The sequence below is a fragment of the Brevibacillus fulvus genome (genome assembly GCF_016908525.1).
Taxonomy (GTDB): Bacteria; Bacillota; Bacilli; order Brevibacillales; family Brevibacillaceae; genus Brevibacillus_G; species Brevibacillus_G fulvus.
This window is the reverse complement of sequence record NZ_JAFBEB010000010.1, coordinates 81,037-100,076: the sequence shown is the minus strand read 5'-3', so window position 1 is coordinate 100,076 and position 19,040 is coordinate 81,037. Positions and strand designations below refer to the sequence as shown.

Sequence of the window (19,040 nt, the reverse complement as noted above, 5' to 3'; positions counted from 1 at the left end):
GAAATGATTTAAAGGAGTTACGCGCATGATTTACTGGTTTTGCCGAACAGCGGTCTACCTTTGGCTGCACATCCGCTTCCGCATTAAAATAGAAGGAATGGAGAACATTCCAGAAGGAAGCTGTATCTTAGGAATGAACCACACCAGCAACTATGATCCGCTCATGGTCGGCTCACACGTTCCCCGCAAAATGCACATCATGGCCAAAGAAGAGCTGTTTCGCAATCGCATCTTTGCCTGGTTGTTGTCAAAATTTGGCGCCTTTCCGGTAAAACGCGGACAAGCGGATGTCAAATCGCTCAAACAATCGCTCCGTTTGTTGCAGGAAGGAAAAATCTTCGCGATCTTTCTGGAAGGAACGCGCTCCAAAACGGAAGAAATGCAAGATCCCAAAAAAGGAATTGGCTTTTTGGTCGGAAAAAGCGAAGCGCCGGTCATTCCCACTTATATTTATGGTGTGAAGAAAGGCTGGCGGCAGCAAGCGGGCATTGTTTACGGCAAGCCGATGACTTTTGCCAAAGGCATGGATTATACGGAAATCGCCACAGCGATTGCCGAGGCGATCAAACAACTCCAGCACTCGATGCGACACTAGCCCCTTTTTCGAAAGGGGCTATTTGCCGAGCGCTCCAGTGACAGCAGTGACTGAAAAGATTTGGCTGGCCTTGTTGTCTGGATGGAGCCCTTGCATTTTGCTAGTATTAGAGTGGAATGATACAAGACCTAAGAACTAACAGACTGGAGTTAAGCAAACATGAAGATCGGTTCAACGATTCGTGCGATTCGCAAACGAAAAGGGATCACGATTGCTCAATTGTGTGAAGGCACCGGTTTATCCAAAGGCTTTATGAGTCATGTGGAAAACAACAAAACATCGCCATCGATCGCTACCCTCGACAGCATCGCCCAGTTTCTCAATGTCCCCCTGCCCTATTTGCTCTTGCATGAAGAAGAACGGCTGCGCATTGTGCGGAAGGATGAGCGTAAGCAAACGGTTTTGGGCAAGGAACAAATTCGCGTCGAGCATTTGATCGACGACGCAGGTTTGCGGCTGGTGATGATTGAATTGCCGGTTGGCGCTCCGGAAAATGAAGAGATGATGGTTCACGCCGGTTCAGAGGTCCATTATGTCTTGAAAGGAAAAGTGCTGATTCGGCAAGGGGAAGACTCCGCCGTCTTGGAAGAAGGCGACTCTTTCAGTTGGAAAGCTTGTGTTCCGCATCTGATTAAAAATGCCGGCGAAGAACCGGCCGTTCTGCTGATCGCCAACTATTCCGAGGAACGTACTGACATTACGTTATAACTGACCGCCTTGGCCCCAACGTTTTTTGTTGGGGCCGCTTGCTTTTCTCGACCGGTACGGTCAGGAGGAAAGCGACCTGCCTCGCCCGCTTGTGGCCGTTTGCTGCTTGGTTTAGGCCACTCTTTTCCCCAGCCAATGCGCGAACAGAACAAAAGGAAAGAATAGAAAAGCAAAAGGAATACTGATGGCAATCGTTTCCCAGGTAATCATCTGCCGGGCAAATAACTCCTGAAACAGGGCGGTACTATAAGGAAGAATAATGACGATGGAGGTGATGACTCCCGGTGTAAACGAACGGAAAAAAAGCGCCTGCCCGATATGAACGAAGGCATGCACAAAAAACACAAGCTGACAAACGAGGAAAAGATAAATATCGGAAACGGGAGCATGGTTGACATACTGGCTGGCCATCAGGGCCGAACAACTGATCAAAAGAAAGATAACCAGAACGGAAACGGCAAATTGTGCGGTAGTCAAGGAAAACTGCCGAATCATCCTCTCTGCCCATTTTCGCGGCAGCTTTTCATAGAGATTCGCCCGGTTCCGTTTGATCCATTTTTCCACCGTCACGATTTCTTCCAAATCATGCACTATAAACACGATCGGAAACAGCCAAATCAGCGTTTGAATGTCCAACATCGTCCTCCACTCCACGAACTTTTTACAGGAGGCTGCCTGTAGCAGTTGTTAAAGCCTTGCCAGTTAGTGCTGGTCATGGCGATTTTTCCACTTTCTCAGCGCGTACAAGTTAAGAAAATACAGGTAGGCGGCAATGACGCCCATCAGTTGAAACATTGCCGTAGGCAGAATCAATTCTTTGGCAATTGCCCAGAACAAGATCAGATTTGCGACATACCCGGCAAGCAGATAGAGGACACTTTCCGCCAAGAAAACGGCTTTGCTGCCCGATTTTCTGAACCGTTTCAGCAGCAAATCAATGCCGATCGACATGGGAATTCCCAAGAGAAAGATCGTGGGAAATGTAAACATGGCAAGCGGTATCACCATATTGCGATCAAAAAAAATCAACAAGGCCGAGCCAAAAGTGAACAATAAACCGGAGAGAAATCCGGCCAGCAGCCGTTGAATCATACCTTTCCCCTTTCTTCCTGATTCCGCCAGTTCAAGCGAATTTTTTGCCGAGACTTCTTTCCCACTTTCTCTCACGATTGTGAGTCTAGCAAAAAAGCAGTCAAGCGGTCCAGATCGTCAATCGCAAATACGGGCAGTCCGTCAACGGAAATGGGCGTCCAACTGACAATCGCCCGCACATTGCTGAGCTGCCCGATTAATTCGCGATCACGCGGGTCGCGCAGAAGTACGATCTTGGGGTAACTCTCCTGTTTAAATCCTTCCACAAACACATAGTCGGCGCCCGATTCGCGCATTCTTTCCACCAATGCGCCTAAAGAAACCGGGCGTTGCTCAATAAACGCGGTTTGGCTAAAAGAAGTAATCGCCACGAAGTCCGCACCTTTCTCCCGATACTTCCAGGTATCCTTGTCCGGCTGATCAATGGCTATGCCATGCCCGCCGCCTTCATGCTTGATCACGCCGATGCGCAGCTTGGGATCGGCGTGCTGCAGACGGCTGATCAGTTCGCCGATCAATGTCGTCTTGCCGGAGTTGGCATAACCGACAAACTGCATGACCATTGGCCGCTTCCTGCTCGTCAACATATTCTGTCCCCCTCAGCCCGTTTGTTTGAACCCATTCGCAAAAAAACCTCGACCACACCGGATAGGCGGTTTCGTGTTGGCCGCGTACGGTGGGGATCGAGGGTGTGTTTGCGCGAATCATTGCAAATAATGCTGGTAGCAGAGAATTTCTACTTCCTCACCCGCTCTTTTGCCGCGCCCGCCTGCCGGAATCACGATAAAACAATCGCTGCCTTTCAGCCTGCTGACATTTCCCGATTTGACAGGCGGATCAGGAATTGCATACAAAGTCGTGTTCCGCACTTCAATTCGTCCGCGCAAATAACGGGGAAACGGGCTCGGCTTTTCACAATCGGCGGCGAGGATCGCCCGCCAGCGAGGAGGCTCCGCTGGCAAATTTGCCATTTTTCTGATCACAGGGGCTACAAACAGGAAGAAGCCCAAATGACAAGCTCCCGGGTTGCCGGACAAAGCGCAGAGGGGCGTGCTCCCGATCATCGCCGCTGTCGTTGGACTGCCTGGCCGCATTGCGACATGGTTAAACAACAGTTCAACCTCCGCCTCATCGACCAGCGAAGCGATAATATCTTTGTCGCCGACGGACACGCCGCCGGTTGTAACCAGAAGATCCACACGGTCCGCGCAACGTTGGATCGTCGCTTTGACCGCTGGGGAATGATCGGACAGTCTGTCAAACAGGACGGGGATTCCCCCCGCCTGCAAAACGAGCATTTGCAACATCAGCGAGTTACTGTCGCGAATCATGCCCGGTCGGAGCGGCTGATCGAAATCGATCAGCTCGCTGCCGGTAGACAAAATGCCGATTGTTGGCTTGCGATAAACCGGCACTTCCGTGATGCCAAAGGAGGCCAAGAGAGCGACCATTCCGGCATCAACGGCCTCGCCGCTTCGGGCTATTACGCTCCCTTGCTCCACTTCTTCGCCCCGGCGGGAAACATTTTCCCAGGCGGTCAACTTGCGTTTGATTCCGACCTGTTGCACTTTCTCGCCAGGATTGACCGTTTGCTCAAACATGATCACAGCATCCGCTCCAACAGGCAGCATGGCGCCGGTCATGATCCGGCTGGCCATTCCTGGCCCTAGCGCCATTTTCGGCACATCTCCGGCCGCAATCTCTTCCACCACCTGTAAGTAGACCGGCTGCTGTACCGTCGCGCTTTCTGTATCGGTCGCTCTGACCGCATAGCCATCGAGCGGCGAGCGGTCAAAGCCCGGGTAATCGCAGGGAGAAACCAGGTCCTGGGCCAATATGCGCCCAAACGCTTCGCCAAGCGATACTTTTTCCTGCGTAGTCGGCGTGATTCGGGCCAACAATTTGCTGCGTGCCTGCTCCACGGTTATAGTTTGGCGATGAAAGCGCACCCTTTGTCCTCCTCTACCATTTCACCCTGTTTTCCTTGGTGATTAACTGATCTCTGTTTCCAGTTCGGCAATCCGTTTTTCCACGTATTTTGTATCTTTGTGAGCGTGGAATGTTTCCGCTTTTTCCACAATTACCGCTGTATTGTATTCGGGAATTCCCGCATAGCGCTCATATACCCCTTTGGGGATCAAGACGTTTCCTTCCGGCCAATACACTTGAATATTGCCCTGTCTGGTTGTGGCAAATTTGGCTCTTCCGTGGAAAGTCCCATATTCATTATATACGACGATAGCTTCGCCGTCTTTAATTCCAAGACTATTTGCGTCTTCCGGATGAATCAGCACATCGTAGCGATCGGCGCCGTTGAACGGATCGGTGTCACTGTAAAGCATGGAATTAAACTGTTTTCCCCGTCTCGTCGTCACATAGAAATGGCCTTCCGGTTTGCGCAGCTCAGGAATTTCGATCGCCAGCAAATTGCCGCGGCCATCGGGTGTCGGACAAATGCCGTCTTCGCACAGCCACGCCCCGCCCCACTGGAACACATCCCCCCGCTTTTTCAAATGCTGGATTCCATCGTAGTTCGGATTGGCGACAGCGATCTCCGCACGAATTTGCTCGGCCGTCTGGAACGCAATCAGGTGCTTTTTCTCGGGTCTGACCCGGGAAGCCAGATCGACGTAGATTTGCCATTCGCAGCGGGCTTCCTCAATGCGCGGGCCTTCAATCTCCGGACTGAAATAGACCATCCGCTCTGTGCTGGTCGATGTTCCGCCGCCCGGCTGCTCATAACGGGTCATCGCAGGCAGGACGATGACTTCTTCCTTCGCATCGACCAGAGTAGAAGTGTTGAAAATGATGTCCTGGTGAACACGCAATTCAACGTTCTCCAAGCATTGTTTCATAAAGTCAGGATTCGGCATCGTCTCCAGGAAGTTTCCTCCGCTCGTATAGAAGACGCGGGTCTTTCGTTCATGCTGATCGGGCAACAGCGCATTTTCCAACGAGACGCCGACAATATCCCCTTGCCATTTGGGCAGCTCAAATCCCCACACTTTTTCGATCCGCTGCACCGTTTTTTCGTCAAACTCACCGCCGGGCAAGCTGAACGGATCTGCGCCCATCTCGCCTGAGCCTTGCACACCGGAGTGACCGCGAATCGGCATCAAGCCACAGTGCGCCCGGCCGAGAAAGCCGCGCAGCAAAGCCAAATTGGCGACTTGTGAGATATTGTCCGTCCCGAAGCGGTGCTGGGTCAGGCCCATGCTCCAGACAAACACGCCGGAATTGGCATTGGCCAGCAGTTTGGCGAATTCCAGCATTCGCTCGCGGCTGACGCCGGCTGATTGTTCCAGCAGCGCCCAATCCTGCCGTTGCACGTGTTCCTTCAATTCCGCGAAACCGTTCGTATGCTCCTGCACGAATTTCAAATCGATGGCCGATCCTGGCCGCTCGTCCTCCATTTCAAACCAGTGTTTCATCACACCGTTCATAAAGGCGATGTCGCCGCCAATGTTGACCTGATAAACATCATCGACGATCTTCGTGCCGAACAGCGCGCTTTCCGCAATCGACGGAATCCAGTACTTCTCCATCGCCGGTTCGCGGTACGGGTTGATCATAATAATTTTCGTGCCGGCCTTTTTGGCCGCATACATATATTTGGTCGATACCGGCTGATTGTTGGCGGCGACCGAACCCCAAAACACCAAAACATCCGTGCCGATCCAATCTTTGTAGTTGCAGCTGGATGCGCCGATCCCGACAGAACGTTTCAATGCGGTTTTACTCGGGGAGTGGCAAATCCGCGAGGCGTTGTCAATGTTATTCGTTCCGATAAAGCGAGCGGCTTTGGCAGCGGTATAGTACACCTCATTGGTTATCCCGCGGGCAGTCAGGAAGAAAGCGATCTGTTTCGGATCAACCGCTTTCATTTTGTCGGCAATCCGCTGCAGGGCGTCATCCCAAGTGATCCGCGTAAACTTCTTCTCCCCGGGTTTGCGCGACAACGGATACGGAATCCGTCCCAGCTTTCGCAGCTCCGTGCTGTTCAGCTTGCGCATCTCCTCCACATTTTCCAGCCACTTCGGATCGATCGCGGGCATGGTGTTCAATCGCAGCACATTGAGCCGCGTGGTACACAAATGCGGTCCGGTCAAGGTTTGATCATGCAGACCGGATACCCCCAATGCGCAGCCGTCACAAACGCCCTGGGTCAGGATGCGGTAAGCGTACGGCAAATTGTCGCGGTTATCATAAACGACCTTCATCGTATCACGAATATGATGCGGCTTGATTTTGCCCAGTCCCATCGGCATCAGACCGGCCCAAAGCGACGGTTTCAGCGATGTATCCAATTTAATCGGACCCGTATGTTTTGTTTTTCCCATCTGAAACACTCCTTTCCGTGTATTCCGCTCATCTGTTTCCCTGCTGCGTATTCGTTTCCGCCTTGCTGCTATCTGTATTCAGCAGAACCGAAAAGCGGATCTGGCCAACCTTTGCACCTGACTTTAACTAAAAAAACGCCATGAACCACAACTTGCCTACTGCGACAAGAACGGGATCACGGCGGTATCTCTTTAGCAGGAACGCTGCCAAGCGTCTACGGTCCGTATGGATGCTATATTGTGCCAGACCAACAGCAGGAACGCTGCCTTGAATCGGCGGATTACTCGCAAAACTTTTTCTGAATGTCTTGATCGAAGACAAAGATTGACATGCCAAAGTCACGGTCGATATCAATATCAACAAATAAGTCGACAAGGTTTGCGCCTAGAAGTGCTTCCATTTCGACCGGACGGTTTTTCCGGTAAATTTCTTTGACCATTTCCGTCCGTGCCGCCCTGAGCATCTGTTTTCCTTCCTCGGCAGTGGCGATAAATTTCTCCACGGGCGACAAATTGCCTTCCATTTCGCATATCGCCCAGCACTTGCAGAAGGTGGTTACAATTTTGCTCGGGCCTTTTCCCATATGACGTTTGCGGAAAGCCCTTACCAGGTTGCTAAACTCTGCCTCGTATTTATTCATGGTAGTCGGTCACCTTTAATCGTAAGTTTCGTCAATCTCGTCCATCTATTACAAATTTACCGCATTGTTCCAGCTAATTCAACGGAAGATTCATGTGCTGATGCTTGCGCTTTCAATTTTTTGATATCCTGGCGAATCCACAGCGAGATCAGCAAAGCGACGGCAAACATCGCCGAGAACACCATCAGCGAAGTGACATAGCTGTGCGTTACCCCGTAAAGCCAGGTGTTAAACAATGGTCCTACCAACCCCGCTGCCGACCAGGCGGTCAAGATATAGCCGTGGATTGCCCCCAACTGCTTAGTGCCAAACAAATCGCCGATATAGGCGGGAATGGAAGAGAATCCTCCACCGTAACAAGTCATCACCAGGTAGAGAACGACTTGGAATAAAATCGCGCTGCTGAGATTCGGCATCAGGAAAAACGCAACGATTTGGATAATAAAGAAGGCGGTGTACGTGTTCGGTCTGCCGATGTAGTCGGACAACGATGCCCAGGCGATCCGTCCGCCGCCATTGAACAAGCCGTTCAAACCTACGACCGCTGCGGCTTGAACGGCAGTCAACCCGACAAGCTCTTGCGCGATCGGCGAAGCTACGGCAATAATCGCAATCCCGCAGGTGACATTGATAAACAGCATCAACCACAATAAATAGAAACGACGCGTTTTTACCGCTTCATTGGCGGTCAATTGAACCAAGTCCCGCTTCAATTGTTTGCTGCCCGCGTCCACTTGCTCTTGGAAGCCTTCTGGCAGCCAACCGGCAGGCGGCGGTGCGAGATATTGAGCAGACGCAAACATGATGATGAAATAGATGATACCAAGAATATAAAAGGTACCTGCAATGCCAACGCTTTCAATTAATGCCTGCATAATCGGACTGGCGATCAATGAGGCAAATCCGAAGCCCATAATCGCCAAACCGGTGGCCAACCCGCGCCGATCAGGGAACCATTTGACCAAAGTCGATACCGGTGTGATATACCCGACTCCCAAGCCGATTCCGCCGAGTACGCCATAAGAAGAAATAGAGCAAGTAAATGTTCTCAAAGTGGATGCCTAAGCCGGAACCGAAGATACCGACCCCAAAAAACAAGGATGCCAAAATCCCTGCCTTGCGCGGGCCGTGCTTTTCAACGTAATGGCCGAGAAAAGCGGCAGACAGACCGAGAAACAAAATCGCGATGCTAAAAGTAAAAGTAACCGCGGATAAGTCCCAGCCCAACTGGCTTTGGATCGGTTTGGTAAACACACTCCAGGCATAGACGGAGCCGATGGAAATGTGTATCCCTACGGCTGCCAAGGCGATTAGCCAGCGATTTTTCACTTTCTGACTCAATGTTTCTTCATCTCCTTTTTGATCAGTGGATTTTTGCAGGGATATATCCCCAAAAATAAGAAAAAACTCCCGTATCAATCAATGTTCATGAAACTGCAGCGGGTACATGAACATTGAATCAACGGCAGTTAATCTTCGGCAGGATCGCTACGTCCGCATTAACAGCGTTATGTCAGATCGCGTCATAAGAATAACCGGTGACAGGCGCGCTATCCCGTATCATTCCGTTTGACAATTTGCTTTTTTGAATTTTTTGTGACAATCTAGTTCTCAAGTAGTATACTACCATGGAAAACATAGGGAGACAATATTTTCCGCCAAAAAATTTTCATAAACTGGTTTTACAAGGAGGATTTCCCATGTCCAATCTGGCTGATACGATTTTGAAACCGGTCATTAAAGTGCGGCAAGGGCAATTTTTGCAAGAAGACGATGTGATTGTCACGGAGTATCCCTTGACCATTTTTTTAAATGACGAAGAGTTCGCGACCGTTGTTTGCACCCCAACCAACCTGGAAGAGCTCGTAATCGGATTTCTCGCCTCCGAAGGAGCGATTCGGTCCTATGACGAAATCAAACAAGTTTCGATTGATACCGAGCAAGGGTTTGCCTATGTCGATCTGCAAAAACAAACACAGCTCCAGCAAAGTTTTTATTCCAAGCGACGAATCACTTCCTGCTGCGGGAAAAGCCGCCAATCTTTCTACTTTTTCAGCGATGCCCGCACAGCCAGACCGGTGCAGACCAGTTTGAAAATCGGGGTGGCGCAATGCCTTCGCCTGATGGAACAGTTGCAATCCGCTTCCGTGATTCATCAGACAACAGGCGGTGTACATAATGCCGCGCTCTGCACCCCGGAACAAGTAGAATTGCAGTATGCCGATATCGGCAGACATAACGCCCTGGACAAAATATATGGGTACTGCTTGCGCCATCAGCTCCATACCGCTGACAAGCTGCTCGTCTTCAGCGGCCGGCTTTCTTCGGAAGTGCTGCTGAAAGCGGCAAAAATCGGCTGTGGTATTTTGATCTCCAAATCGGCACCGACCGAATTGGCTTTGCAACTGGCCGAAGAGCTGAACATTACCGCCATCGGCTTCGTCCGCAACGAAAACATGAACATCTATACGCATCCGGACCGCATCGCCGAGTATGCGGCAAAAAAGGTGGGCTCTTAAAGCCCACCTTGCTTTTGTTTTGCCTCGGCTTCCCTGCGGCATTTTTCCAACAGCGCTTCGCGATATTGTTCCGGCGTGTTGGCATTGTATGTGGCCCAGCGATCAAGCAGCTTTGGCGGAATGATTTTCATCCGCAGGCGGGCGAGCGTATCCATCAGGCGATACTGTCCAGCCTGCAAAGCTTCCCGCCAGCATGCTTCCGTCCGCCGATGATAGACGGCCAGCAACGGGTGAAGTTTCTGCCCGCTTGCCGCCACGAGCGCGTCCCATTCCTGCTCGCGGCGAGCAAAAGCAAGCAACTGGCCGATTGCCTGTTCGTCGAGAAACGGCAGATCGCACGATACGACCAGCAGCGTCTCGGCCTCTGTATGCTGAAATCCGGTGACGATGCCGCTGATCGGCCCGTAAGATCCGCCCTCGTCCGGTTTGATCGTTACCCCGAGCTTGCTCAGCTCGTAACTAGGGAGTCGTTCCGGTCGATTGCTGATCACCAGGCAAGGCAACTGCTCATGCACGATCGCTTTGGCCAAATGCAAGATCAGCGGTTGACCTCCCCAATCGAGCAATTCCTTCGGGGTCCCCATTCGACTGCTTTTCCCCCCGGCCAAAATAACTCCGCAAACGTCCATCCGTGTCATCCTTTTTTGCCTGACCTCAAAAAATATTTGCTTTTATTATAACCAAATATTACATTTTATTTGAATCTTTATCCATTTTTCTCATTGCTTTAGGAGGGAAGGCATGAAAAAATTTTTTCGGAAACTTCGGTTGGGAACAAAGATCAATCTCTTTTTCAGTTCCATTCTGATTCTATTTGCCCTGATCACGATTGTATTGGTATCGAATCAATTGGAAAAGGGAATTAAAGCAACCGCGCTGGAAAAAGCCAAGTCAGATCTTATGCTCGGTTACGAACTGATTGACAAAAAGTATCCGGGCGAATGGAAGATTGAGAATGGCGCCTTATACAAAGGTTCCGAAAAAATGAATGACAACGTTGCATTGGTTGACGAAATCGGTCAATTAACGGGCGGAGATACCGTCACCATCTTTCAGGGGGATACCCGGATTGCTACCAATGTGCAAACCGCCGAAGGCAAACGGGCTGTCGGCACAAAAGTGTCGGAGCAGGTGGCCCAGGTTGTGCTGAAAGCAGGGCAAATTTATTTGGGCGAAGCCAACGTTGTCGGCAAACTTTACCAATCGGCCTATCAGCCGCTCAAAAACGAGCAAGGCGAAATTATCGGCATTTGGTATGTGGGAGCTTCGCAAGCGTTGATCGAAACAAGCAAAGCGACCATGATGACGTATTTTCTGCTTGTTCTCGTCCTGGTCATCGCCTTTGCGCTTTGTCTCGTTTATTTGTTTTCGCGGAAGTTGCGGAAGCGCTTGCATAAAATTGCCCAAGCGGTAGCCTGCGCGGGCGAAGGCGATTTTACCTATACGCTTGATGAACAGAGTGAAGATGAGATTGGCCAGCTGGCCCGCCATTACAACCAGATGCGCAACAAACTGAACTTGCTGCTGATGCAGGTGGCGGAAGCGTCCGACAAAGTGACGAACGCTGCGGAGCAGTTCACGTTGCATGTCGGTCAGCTTAGCAAAGCGTCGGAACAGATCGCAGACAACATCTCATCGGTAGCCGCCAGTGCCGTCAGTCAGGCGGAAAGCTCCCAGCAAAGCTATCATTCCGTCCATGAGCTGTCCAATGGGGCCAAGCAGGTGGCAAATGGCGCAGAAATGATCAGAGAGGTCACAAACAACGCTTCCGTCACGGCAGACAGCGGAAGCCAAGCGGTGGGACAAGCAGTGGATCAGATGGAACTGCTTCAAGCCAAAATCGAAGAGCTTGCCGCGATCATCCATCAGTTGGGCAGCCATTCCAGTGAAATCGGCCAGATCGTTGAGGTGATTACCGATATTTCCGGACAGACCAACTTGCTGGCGTTGAACGCGGCGATCGAGGCGGCAAAAGCGGGTGAACATGGCAGAGGTTTTGCGGTCGTCGCCGATGAGGTGCGCAAGCTGGCGGAGCAATCTTCCCGATCTGCCCAGCAAATCAGCAGCCTGATCGCAACGATCCAAAGCGTGACGAAAAGCGCCGTCATCTCCATGGAAACCGGATTGGAAGAAGTAGCTCGCGGAAAGAAAATCGTCAATCAAGCGGGAGACTCTTTCCGATCGATTCAACGAAGTGTGCAAGAGACGGACCGGGAAGTGGCCGATGTGTCCGCGGCCGCGTTGCAGATGTCTGCGATGGCCGAGCAAGTGGTCGAATCGATACGCCTGATTTCGGAGAGCGCTGAATCGGTGGCGCAAAGTGTGCAAAATGTGACGGCTGTCTCGCAAGAACAATTTGCGTCGATGCAAGTCATCGCCGAGACCGCTCAATCGATTTCCCAAGCTTCCCATCATCTCAACGATTTGATCAGCAAATTCAAGACAGACCATGCTTGACGGGCAGGTTAAGCCGCTCGCGGCAAATGCCGGCAGGTCAGGAAGTGCCTTGCAAAATCTGGCGGCGAACAATCCATTGGTGGTAGAGATATTCCGCAATCCCTAGCAACGAGGCCAGCAGCAACGCGCCGTCCAGCGTGACGCGCGCACCGTCAAAAGCGAACGGGCTGAGCATAAGCAATGCCGTATACAGCATGACATCAACAATGGTAGTTGCCCACAGCCTTCCCGGACGCAGAAACAAAATTTCCACAAAGTGGCCGACCACCGCCAGCATGATGCCGATCAGGATCGTCTGGACAAAAGCTGGATAAAAGACCGGACCAATCAAAAAGTCGAGGAATAGCACAAGCGCCGGAACGATGATCAATTTTAGCACAAGACCGCTCAATCTATATACTCCCTCCTCGTCAAACAAACAGCGTCCTTTTTACTATTGGCATTAGCTGGTATTTTATGCATCTGGGCAATCGCTGGCTGTTTTGGGGAAGCCGGTCTACACAAGGAAAACAGCCATGACGGACAAGCACAGGCGAAAATTTGCCTGCAGTCTGCCGTTGTGGCTGTTTTGCTTGCTGTTTCATTTAGACATTGGCCAGTTCATAGATCGCTTGCGCATAGATAGCGGTCGCTTTCAGCAAGTCTTCCACATAGAGGTGTTCATCCGCTTCGTGCGCACATTCTTCACGGTTGGGGAACAGCGGTCCAAAAGCAACTCCCGCCTTTAGCGAACGAGCGTATGTACCGCCGCCAATCGCCAACAAATCGGCGGGCTGACCGGTCTGTTCCGTATACACCCGCTGCAAAGTGGTAATCAAAGGATGCTTTGGATCAACATAATGCGGTGTTTGATGCATCATCACTTCGAGTTCGTAGCCGAGCGAGGCAAACGGGCGGTTGAGCAGCGGCTGCCAATCCTCATAGCGAATCGTATGCGGATAACGGATATCGATGTCCAGCCTGCTTTCTCCTTCAGCTTCATAGCGCATCACACCTGTATTAACGGTCAGCGGCCCCATGTCCCGATTGTCGTGGGCAATGCCCAGCGCCTCGCCAAAATGCTGCTGATGCAGATAGCGCGCAATCAAGGAAACAAACTGTGCGGCCCGCTGATCCAATGTCAGCTTTGCCAAAAAATGGGCGAGCATCGTCCCCGCGTTCACGCCTTTCTCCGGCGTCGAACCGTGTGCTGCCACACCGTTGATACTCAATTGGAGTCTGCCTTGCTCTTCTTTCGCTTCTCCCGTAATTCCCTGTTCGCTAAGCCAGGTTTGGAACAGCCGGGTCAACTCATCTGCTGTTTTATCTCCCGGTTCAATCACTGCCACAGCCCGTGCCGGTACCATATTGGATCGCGAGCCGGCCGAAAACGAGACCAGCTGGCACGCTCCCTTAGGGGAAGGATCGGTGCCGCTCATCCGGCGATGCTGCTCGTACGACTGACGATAGATCAAATGGGTCAAGCCTTTTTCGGCATGAATAACAGGAAAGTCGGCATCCGGTGAGAAGCCCATCGTCGGCATCTCTTCTGTTTGAAAATAGCGTTCCACGCAAGCCCACTCATTTTCTTCATTCGTTCCGAAGATAAGTCTGACCCGTCTGCGCAGCGGCAGGCCCAGTTCCAGGATGAGTTTGGCTGCAAAGACAGCGGCCATTGTCGGTCCTTTGTCATCCAACGCCCCCCGTGCGACGATCTTTCCGTCCACGATTTCCGCTGCAAACGGAGGCGTACTCCAGCCTTCCCCTTCAGGAACGACATCAACATGGCCAAGAATCCCGATTAATTCCTCGCCTTGCCCGAATTCCGCGTGAGCAGCATACCCTTCAACATTTTTCGTTGTCATCCCCGCTTCCGCACATACACCGACGACAAATTCCAGCGCGCGGTTGATCTCTTCGCCAAACGGCGCACCCGGACGCGCTGTCTGTTCATCCAGGACGCTGGGAATTTGCAAAAATTGTCGGGTGACGGCAATCAATGCATCCTTTCGTTTCTCTACTTCATGCAACCAATCTTGTGCATTCATTTTTACCTATCTCCTTTTCCAGTTGCTTACCACATAATTCTGCCCAAAGAAAGCAAAATCCTGTTGCAAAGAAGGAGCCGTTAACATGATCGTTAACGGCTCTTGGTGAATGCTGCTTATTTGCTTTCTGTTTCGGACTTGGCGATCGAAATTTTGCTGCCGTCCTTCAACATCGTTTGCCCTTTGACCACGATCTGATCTCCTTCGGCTAGACCGGAAACAATCTCGATATAATCGCTGCTGCTTTGCCCGGTGGTCACTTCGACTTGCTTGGCGGTGTCCCCTTCCACTTTGTAAACATACTGCTTGCCTCCGCTTTCGACGACGGCAGCGCGGGAGATCACCAACTTGTCGTCACCAGACCCGGTTTGGAAGACAACATTTACGACCAGATCGGGTTTTAGTTCGTTGTTTGGATTCGGAATGGAAATTTCCACTGGATAAGCTTTCAATTGCTCATCCATTACCGGACTGACCGCGGTCACTTTCGCATCGATCGTTTGATCGTATGAAGGAATGGTGACTTTCGCGACTGTTCCCACTTTGACGTTGCGAATATCGTTCTCGGACAGATTCGCCTTCACCAGCAGCGGATTGGTGTTGACCACGGTCACAACCGGCGTTTGCGCCGAGGCCATTTGCCCTACTTCTCCGTCAACGCTGGCGATAAAACCGCTGATCGGCGCGGTAACCGTTGCGTTTGCCAACTGCTCCCTGGCGTTTTGCAAACTGACTTCGGCCTGTTTGACCGACGCTTCCGAAACGACGACACTGCTCATCTGCTGCGCGGATTGCAGCGTTTGCTTGGCATTGTCATAAGCCGTTTGCGCATTGGTCAAGGCCGTGTTGGCTTGCTCCATTTGCTGCGCGGAGATCGCGCCTTGGCTAAACAATTGTTGCATCCGTTGTTGGTCCCGTTTGGCATCCGCCAACGCTTGCTCTGCCTGTCTCAAGCTGTTTTTCGCTTGCTCCAGCCCGGAAGTCGAACTGTTGCCGGACTGTTGCAAATTGGCGCGGGAAACCTGCAAAGCTGCCTCCGCCTGGCGAACCGAATTTTCCAAATCCTGTTTATCTAGTTGAAACAATACTTGCCCTTTGTTGACATACTGTCCCAGTTTCACCGGCAGAGAAGTAATCTTGCCGCTGACTTTCGAGCTGACCTGGACTTCCTGGAAAGGAGCAAGTTTGGCGGTGAAGCCGGCTTCCAGATTTACTGCCCCTTTCTTGACTGTATCGACAATCACCGGTGTTACCGTTTCTTCCTGTTGGGCAGGCTGCGGCTCGGCAGCTTCCTTGCTGGAACAACCGGCCAGCAAAAGCAATGCTGATAAGATGATGGTGATATTCCGTTTCTTCATGATTGGATTCTCCCTCCTTTATTCCCACATATGGCTATGCTTCTATAACCGGATTGTTTTTTTGCTTTTTCAGCCGTTTCTTTTCCCGTCTGTTTTTAAACTTGGCTCCGATGTCATTGAATACGGTAAAGACAACCGGAACAAGCACGAGCGTAATCAATGTGGAGAAGCTCAGACCAAAGATAACGGCGATCGCCATCGGTTTCTGCGATTCGGCTCCGGAACCGTGCGCAAGCGCCAGCGGCCCAATCGCCAAAATCGTCGTCAACGTGGTCATCAAGATCGGACGCAGACGGATCGGTCCTGCATGCAGGATCGCTTCGCGCAATTCCCATCCTTTTGCCCGCAGCTGGTTGACATAATCGACCAACACGATCGAGTTGTTCACAACGAGACCGACCAGCAAAATATACCCGATCAACACCATTACACTCAGGCGGGTATCCGTGACGAGCAAACCGATCAGCACGCCGGTAATCGTCGGCGGAACCGAAAACATGATGATAAATGGACTATAAAACGATTCGAACTGACCGGCCATAACCATATAAACCAGCACAACAGACAGCACGATGGCCAGTGCCAGGCTGCTGAACGATTCAGCCATGTCTTCGCTTTGTCCGCCAAAATCAAAGTAATAGCCATCCGGCAGCGACATTTTATCCAGTTTGGCGTGAATGTCCGTCATAATCGAGTTCAAGTCACGTCCAGCGACATCACCCGTGATTTCAACTGTCCGGGTCTGATTATCGCGGTTGATGGAGAGCGGAATATCGGTCTTAACCAATTGCGCGACAGAACTGATCGCGATCTGCGCACCGCTGGCCGTTGTGATCCGCAAGTTTTTCAGGTAATTGACATCTTCCTCATAATTCTCCGGCATTTTGATCCGAACGTCAATTTCATCATCGCCAGTCCGGTATTTCGTCGTTGTTTGCCCTTGGAAAGCGGTTTGGACCGCCGAGATGATCTGACTGGTCGTCAAGCCGTAGAGACTGGCTTTTTCGGCGTCTACACTTACTTCGAATTCTTGTTTGGAATCTTCCAGGCTGCTTTCCACATTGGTTGTTCCCGGAATCGCCTGCACTTGTTCTTTCACAACATCACTGATGTCTCGCAGGACATCCAGATCGTCACCTTTGATGCTGATCGAGATTGGAGAGCCGGTTGAGAACCCGGATTCGGAAGAAACGGTAATTTCTGCCCCCGGAATATCTTTCACTTTGCTTTGCAAATCCTGCATCACCTCTACAGAAGAACGCGTTCGTTCTTCCACATCGACCAGGATCAGATAGATGGTCGCCTGGTTGGAGGAAGCCGTACTGGCAACAGGGGAAGAGGTAGCCCCAACCGATGTGGCCATAATATCAAGTTCCGGTACCTTGGCAGCGATTTGCTCCACCTGTTTTGCCACTTTCTCGGTTTCGGCCAAGACCGTCCCATTCGGCATCTTGATATTGATCGTAACTTGACCCTGATCCATGCTCGGAATGAATTCCGCACCAATCATCGGCGTTAATGCCAAGGAACCGACCAGCATGACAATGGTGGCGAAAATAATCGTTTTGCGGTGGCCCAAAGCCCATTTCAACAGTCTGTAGTAGCCATGCTCCACCTTTTTGAAGCCAATATTAAACCAGACCAACGGGTTGATCCCGCGATATCCTTCATGCAAAGAATGATTCGGTAATTTTTTCAAAATGCGTGAACTGAGCATTGGTACGAGCATAATCGAGAAAACCAATGCGGCAATGTGGGAAAACACAACGGTCAAAGCCAATGGTCCGAACAATTCGGCGGCAATGCCTTCTGTCAGCGCGATCGGCAAAAATACGCAGATTTGAGCCAACGCGGATGCCATAACGGCCGTGCCTACCTCTTTGGAACCATCCAAAGCCGCTTCCATCATGCCTTTTCCTTGTTCACGGTGGCGGAAAATATTTTCCAAAATAACGACCGCGAAGTCAACCAGCGAACCTAAGCCCAAGGTAAGACCCGACAAAGAGATCAGGTTGATCGTCTGGCCGGTCATATACATCAGCAAGAAGGTAGCGACGATAGAAACCGGCAGTACGATAAAGGCAATCAGCATCGAGCGGAAGCTGCCCAAGAAGAACAGCAACAGAACGATCCCGATCAATCCGCCGAGCAAGGCGTGTTCGCCGGTTGAATAAATCGAATCTTTAATATAGGTAGATGTATCGATGACGGTTTTCACCTGAACCCCTTCGGGCAAGGTTTTCTCGATCTTCGCCAATTCTTTCTTCACGGCATCGGCAATGTCGATCGTATTGCCGCCGGAAGCTTTTGTAATAGAGATGCCCAGGCTCGGTACGCCATCCGCATAGCTGACCTGGCTCACTTCTTCCCGCGTATCTTTTACTTCGGCTATATCTTTCAAGCGAAGAGAGCCATTGCCGGTAACAACCGGTGTAAGCCCAATTTGCTCAACATCGGCGAATTCTCCGTCAACACGGATATTCAGCTTGCTCTCCCCTTCCCGCACTTCCCCTGCGGAAGCGGAGAGGTTGTTGCTGGCGATGGCCTGCTTGATCTGATCAATCGTCAGTCCGTAGGAAGCAATTTTGTCCGGATCAAGAGTCACGTCAACAATGCGGTCTTGACCGCCGGCGAGAGAAACGGCGGCGACACCATCAATTCTCTCCAACGGAGCCTCAATCATATCTTCGGCGATTTGCTTCAATTGGTTGACATCCTGCTTCCCGGTCATGGCCAATTGAATAATCGGCTGACTGTTCGGGTCGAATCGCATGACCCGCGGCGCATCAGCCGTATCGGGCAGTTGTCCGCGCACCTGATCTACCTTTTCCCGCATGTCCAGGGTAGCCTGATCGAGATCCGTCCCCCAGTTAAACTGCAGGATAACCATCGAGGCACCCTCATTGGACGTTGACCGGATCGAATCGAGATCGGAAACGGTCCCCAACGCATCTTCAATCGGTTTTGTGACCAGTTTTTCAACCTCTGTCGGCGATGCGCCGTCCACGGAGGTTACGACGACGGCCACCGGAAATTCCATGTCTGGCATCAAATCAATTGCCAAGCGAGGCAGCGAAACCATCCCAAAAATTAACATAGCGACCGTCAACATAATAATCGTAACCGGTCGTTTAATCGAGAATTCAGATATATTCAATTTATTCACCTCTCTTAATCAAGTTAAGCCCGCCGCTATGTAAACCTGTTTGAACCAGCGGCCATATTGCAAGATTTTACTGGACAATAACGATGTGCTCTGTCTTGCGTGTTGGAATCGTCGGCCAGTTACAGCTCGTTCTCCAT

General features: G+C 51.2%; 15 protein-coding genes and 1 pseudogene. 4 read left to right on the top strand and 12 right to left on the bottom strand.

The window, feature by feature from the left end; all coding sequences use genetic code 11:
* The first annotated feature begins 25 nt into the window (after positions 1 to 25).
* Complete coding sequence (locus JOD01_RS14220) at positions 26 to 595, top strand: lysophospholipid acyltransferase family protein (RefSeq protein WP_204518979.1); 570 nt, start codon at positions 26 to 28, stop codon at positions 593 to 595.
* Positions 596 to 754: 159 nt separating this feature from the next.
* A complete protein-coding gene (locus JOD01_RS14215; RefSeq protein ID WP_204518978.1) occupies positions 755 to 1,303 on the top strand; it encodes a helix-turn-helix domain-containing protein in 549 nt (182 codons plus the stop codon).
* 111 nt (positions 1,304 to 1,414) lie between these two features.
* On the opposite strand, the gene JOD01_RS14210 is transcribed toward JOD01_RS14215, so the two are convergent.
* The 7 genes and pseudogenes from JOD01_RS14210 to JOD01_RS14180 all read right to left on the bottom strand — a co-directional run bounded on the left by JOD01_RS14210 (position 1,415) and on the right by JOD01_RS14180 (position 8,717).
* On the bottom strand, positions 1,415 to 1,942 hold the full coding sequence (locus tag JOD01_RS14210) for an HXXEE domain-containing protein (RefSeq protein WP_239565461.1): 528 nt from the start codon (positions 1,940 to 1,942) through the stop codon (positions 1,415 to 1,417).
* A gap of 63 nt (positions 1,943 to 2,005) precedes the next feature.
* Positions 2,006 to 2,395 carry a hypothetical protein gene (locus tag JOD01_RS14205; RefSeq protein ID WP_204518976.1) on the bottom strand — a complete coding sequence of 130 codons (390 nt, stop codon included), beginning with the start codon at positions 2,393 to 2,395 and terminating at the stop codon, positions 2,006 to 2,008.
* A gap of 71 nt (positions 2,396 to 2,466) precedes the next feature.
* Positions 2,467 to 2,982, bottom strand: coding sequence for a molybdopterin-guanine dinucleotide biosynthesis protein B (mobB, locus tag JOD01_RS14200; RefSeq protein WP_204518975.1), 516 nt, complete (start codon positions 2,980 to 2,982; stop codon positions 2,467 to 2,469).
* A 117-nt stretch (positions 2,983 to 3,099) separates the two neighbouring features.
* The gene (locus JOD01_RS14195) at positions 3,100 to 4,344 is read right to left on the bottom strand and encodes a molybdopterin-binding protein (RefSeq protein WP_204518974.1); all 1,245 of its coding nucleotides are present in this window, start codon (positions 4,342 to 4,344) and stop codon (positions 3,100 to 3,102) included.
* 42 nt (positions 4,345 to 4,386) lie between these two features.
* Positions 4,387 to 6,735, bottom strand: coding sequence for an FdhF/YdeP family oxidoreductase (locus JOD01_RS14190; RefSeq protein ID WP_204518973.1), 2,349 nt, complete (start codon positions 6,733 to 6,735; stop codon positions 4,387 to 4,389).
* A gap of 281 nt (positions 6,736 to 7,016) precedes the next feature.
* A complete protein-coding gene (locus tag JOD01_RS14185; RefSeq protein WP_204518972.1) occupies positions 7,017 to 7,376 on the bottom strand; it encodes a Na-translocating system protein MpsC family protein in 360 nt (119 codons plus the stop codon).
* Between the two features lie 56 nt (positions 7,377 to 7,432).
* Positions 7,433 to 8,717: pseudogene (locus JOD01_RS14180) on the bottom strand (L-lactate MFS transporter).
* A gap of 359 nt (positions 8,718 to 9,076) precedes the next feature.
* On the opposite strand from JOD01_RS14180, the gene fdhD reads away from it, so the two are divergent.
* Positions 9,077 to 9,895 carry a formate dehydrogenase accessory sulfurtransferase FdhD gene (gene fdhD, locus JOD01_RS14175; protein WP_204518971.1) on the top strand — a complete coding sequence of 273 codons (819 nt, stop codon included), beginning with the start codon at positions 9,077 to 9,079 and terminating at the stop codon, positions 9,893 to 9,895.
* Here the strand turns inward: fdhD and mobA are convergent.
* Positions 9,892 to 10,524 carry a molybdenum cofactor guanylyltransferase gene (gene mobA, locus JOD01_RS14170; protein ID WP_204518970.1) on the bottom strand — a complete coding sequence of 211 codons (633 nt, stop codon included), beginning with the start codon at positions 10,522 to 10,524 and terminating at the stop codon, positions 9,892 to 9,894. The genes fdhD and mobA overlap by 4 nt on opposite strands.
* A 112-nt stretch (positions 10,525 to 10,636) precedes the next feature.
* On the opposite strand from mobA, the gene JOD01_RS14165 reads away from it, so the two are divergent.
* Complete coding sequence (locus JOD01_RS14165; protein WP_204518969.1) at positions 10,637 to 12,352, top strand: methyl-accepting chemotaxis protein; 1,716 nt, start codon at positions 10,637 to 10,639, stop codon at positions 12,350 to 12,352.
* Positions 12,353 to 12,389: 37 nt separating this feature from the next.
* Here JOD01_RS14165 and JOD01_RS14160 read toward each other — a convergent pair whose 3' ends face one another.
* The 4 genes from JOD01_RS14160 to JOD01_RS14145 all read right to left on the bottom strand — a co-directional run bounded on the left by JOD01_RS14160 (position 12,390) and on the right by JOD01_RS14145 (position 18,894).
* The gene (locus tag JOD01_RS14160) at positions 12,390 to 12,743 is read right to left on the bottom strand and encodes a hypothetical protein (RefSeq protein WP_204518968.1); all 354 of its coding nucleotides are present in this window, start codon (positions 12,741 to 12,743) and stop codon (positions 12,390 to 12,392) included.
* Between the two features lie 193 nt (positions 12,744 to 12,936).
* Entirely contained in the window at positions 12,937 to 14,379 is a 1,443-nt protein-coding gene (gene pepV / locus JOD01_RS14155) for a dipeptidase PepV (RefSeq protein WP_204518967.1), read from the bottom strand.
* A gap of 116 nt (positions 14,380 to 14,495) precedes the next feature.
* Positions 14,496 to 15,737: an efflux RND transporter periplasmic adaptor subunit gene (locus JOD01_RS14150; RefSeq protein WP_204518966.1), complete on the bottom strand. Its 1,242-nt coding sequence runs from the start codon at positions 15,735 to 15,737 to the stop codon at positions 14,496 to 14,498.
* A gap of 34 nt (positions 15,738 to 15,771) precedes the next feature.
* Complete coding sequence (locus JOD01_RS14145) at positions 15,772 to 18,894, bottom strand: efflux RND transporter permease subunit (protein ID WP_204518965.1); 3,123 nt, start codon at positions 18,892 to 18,894, stop codon at positions 15,772 to 15,774.
* Between the last annotated feature and the right edge of the window lie 146 nt (positions 18,895 to 19,040).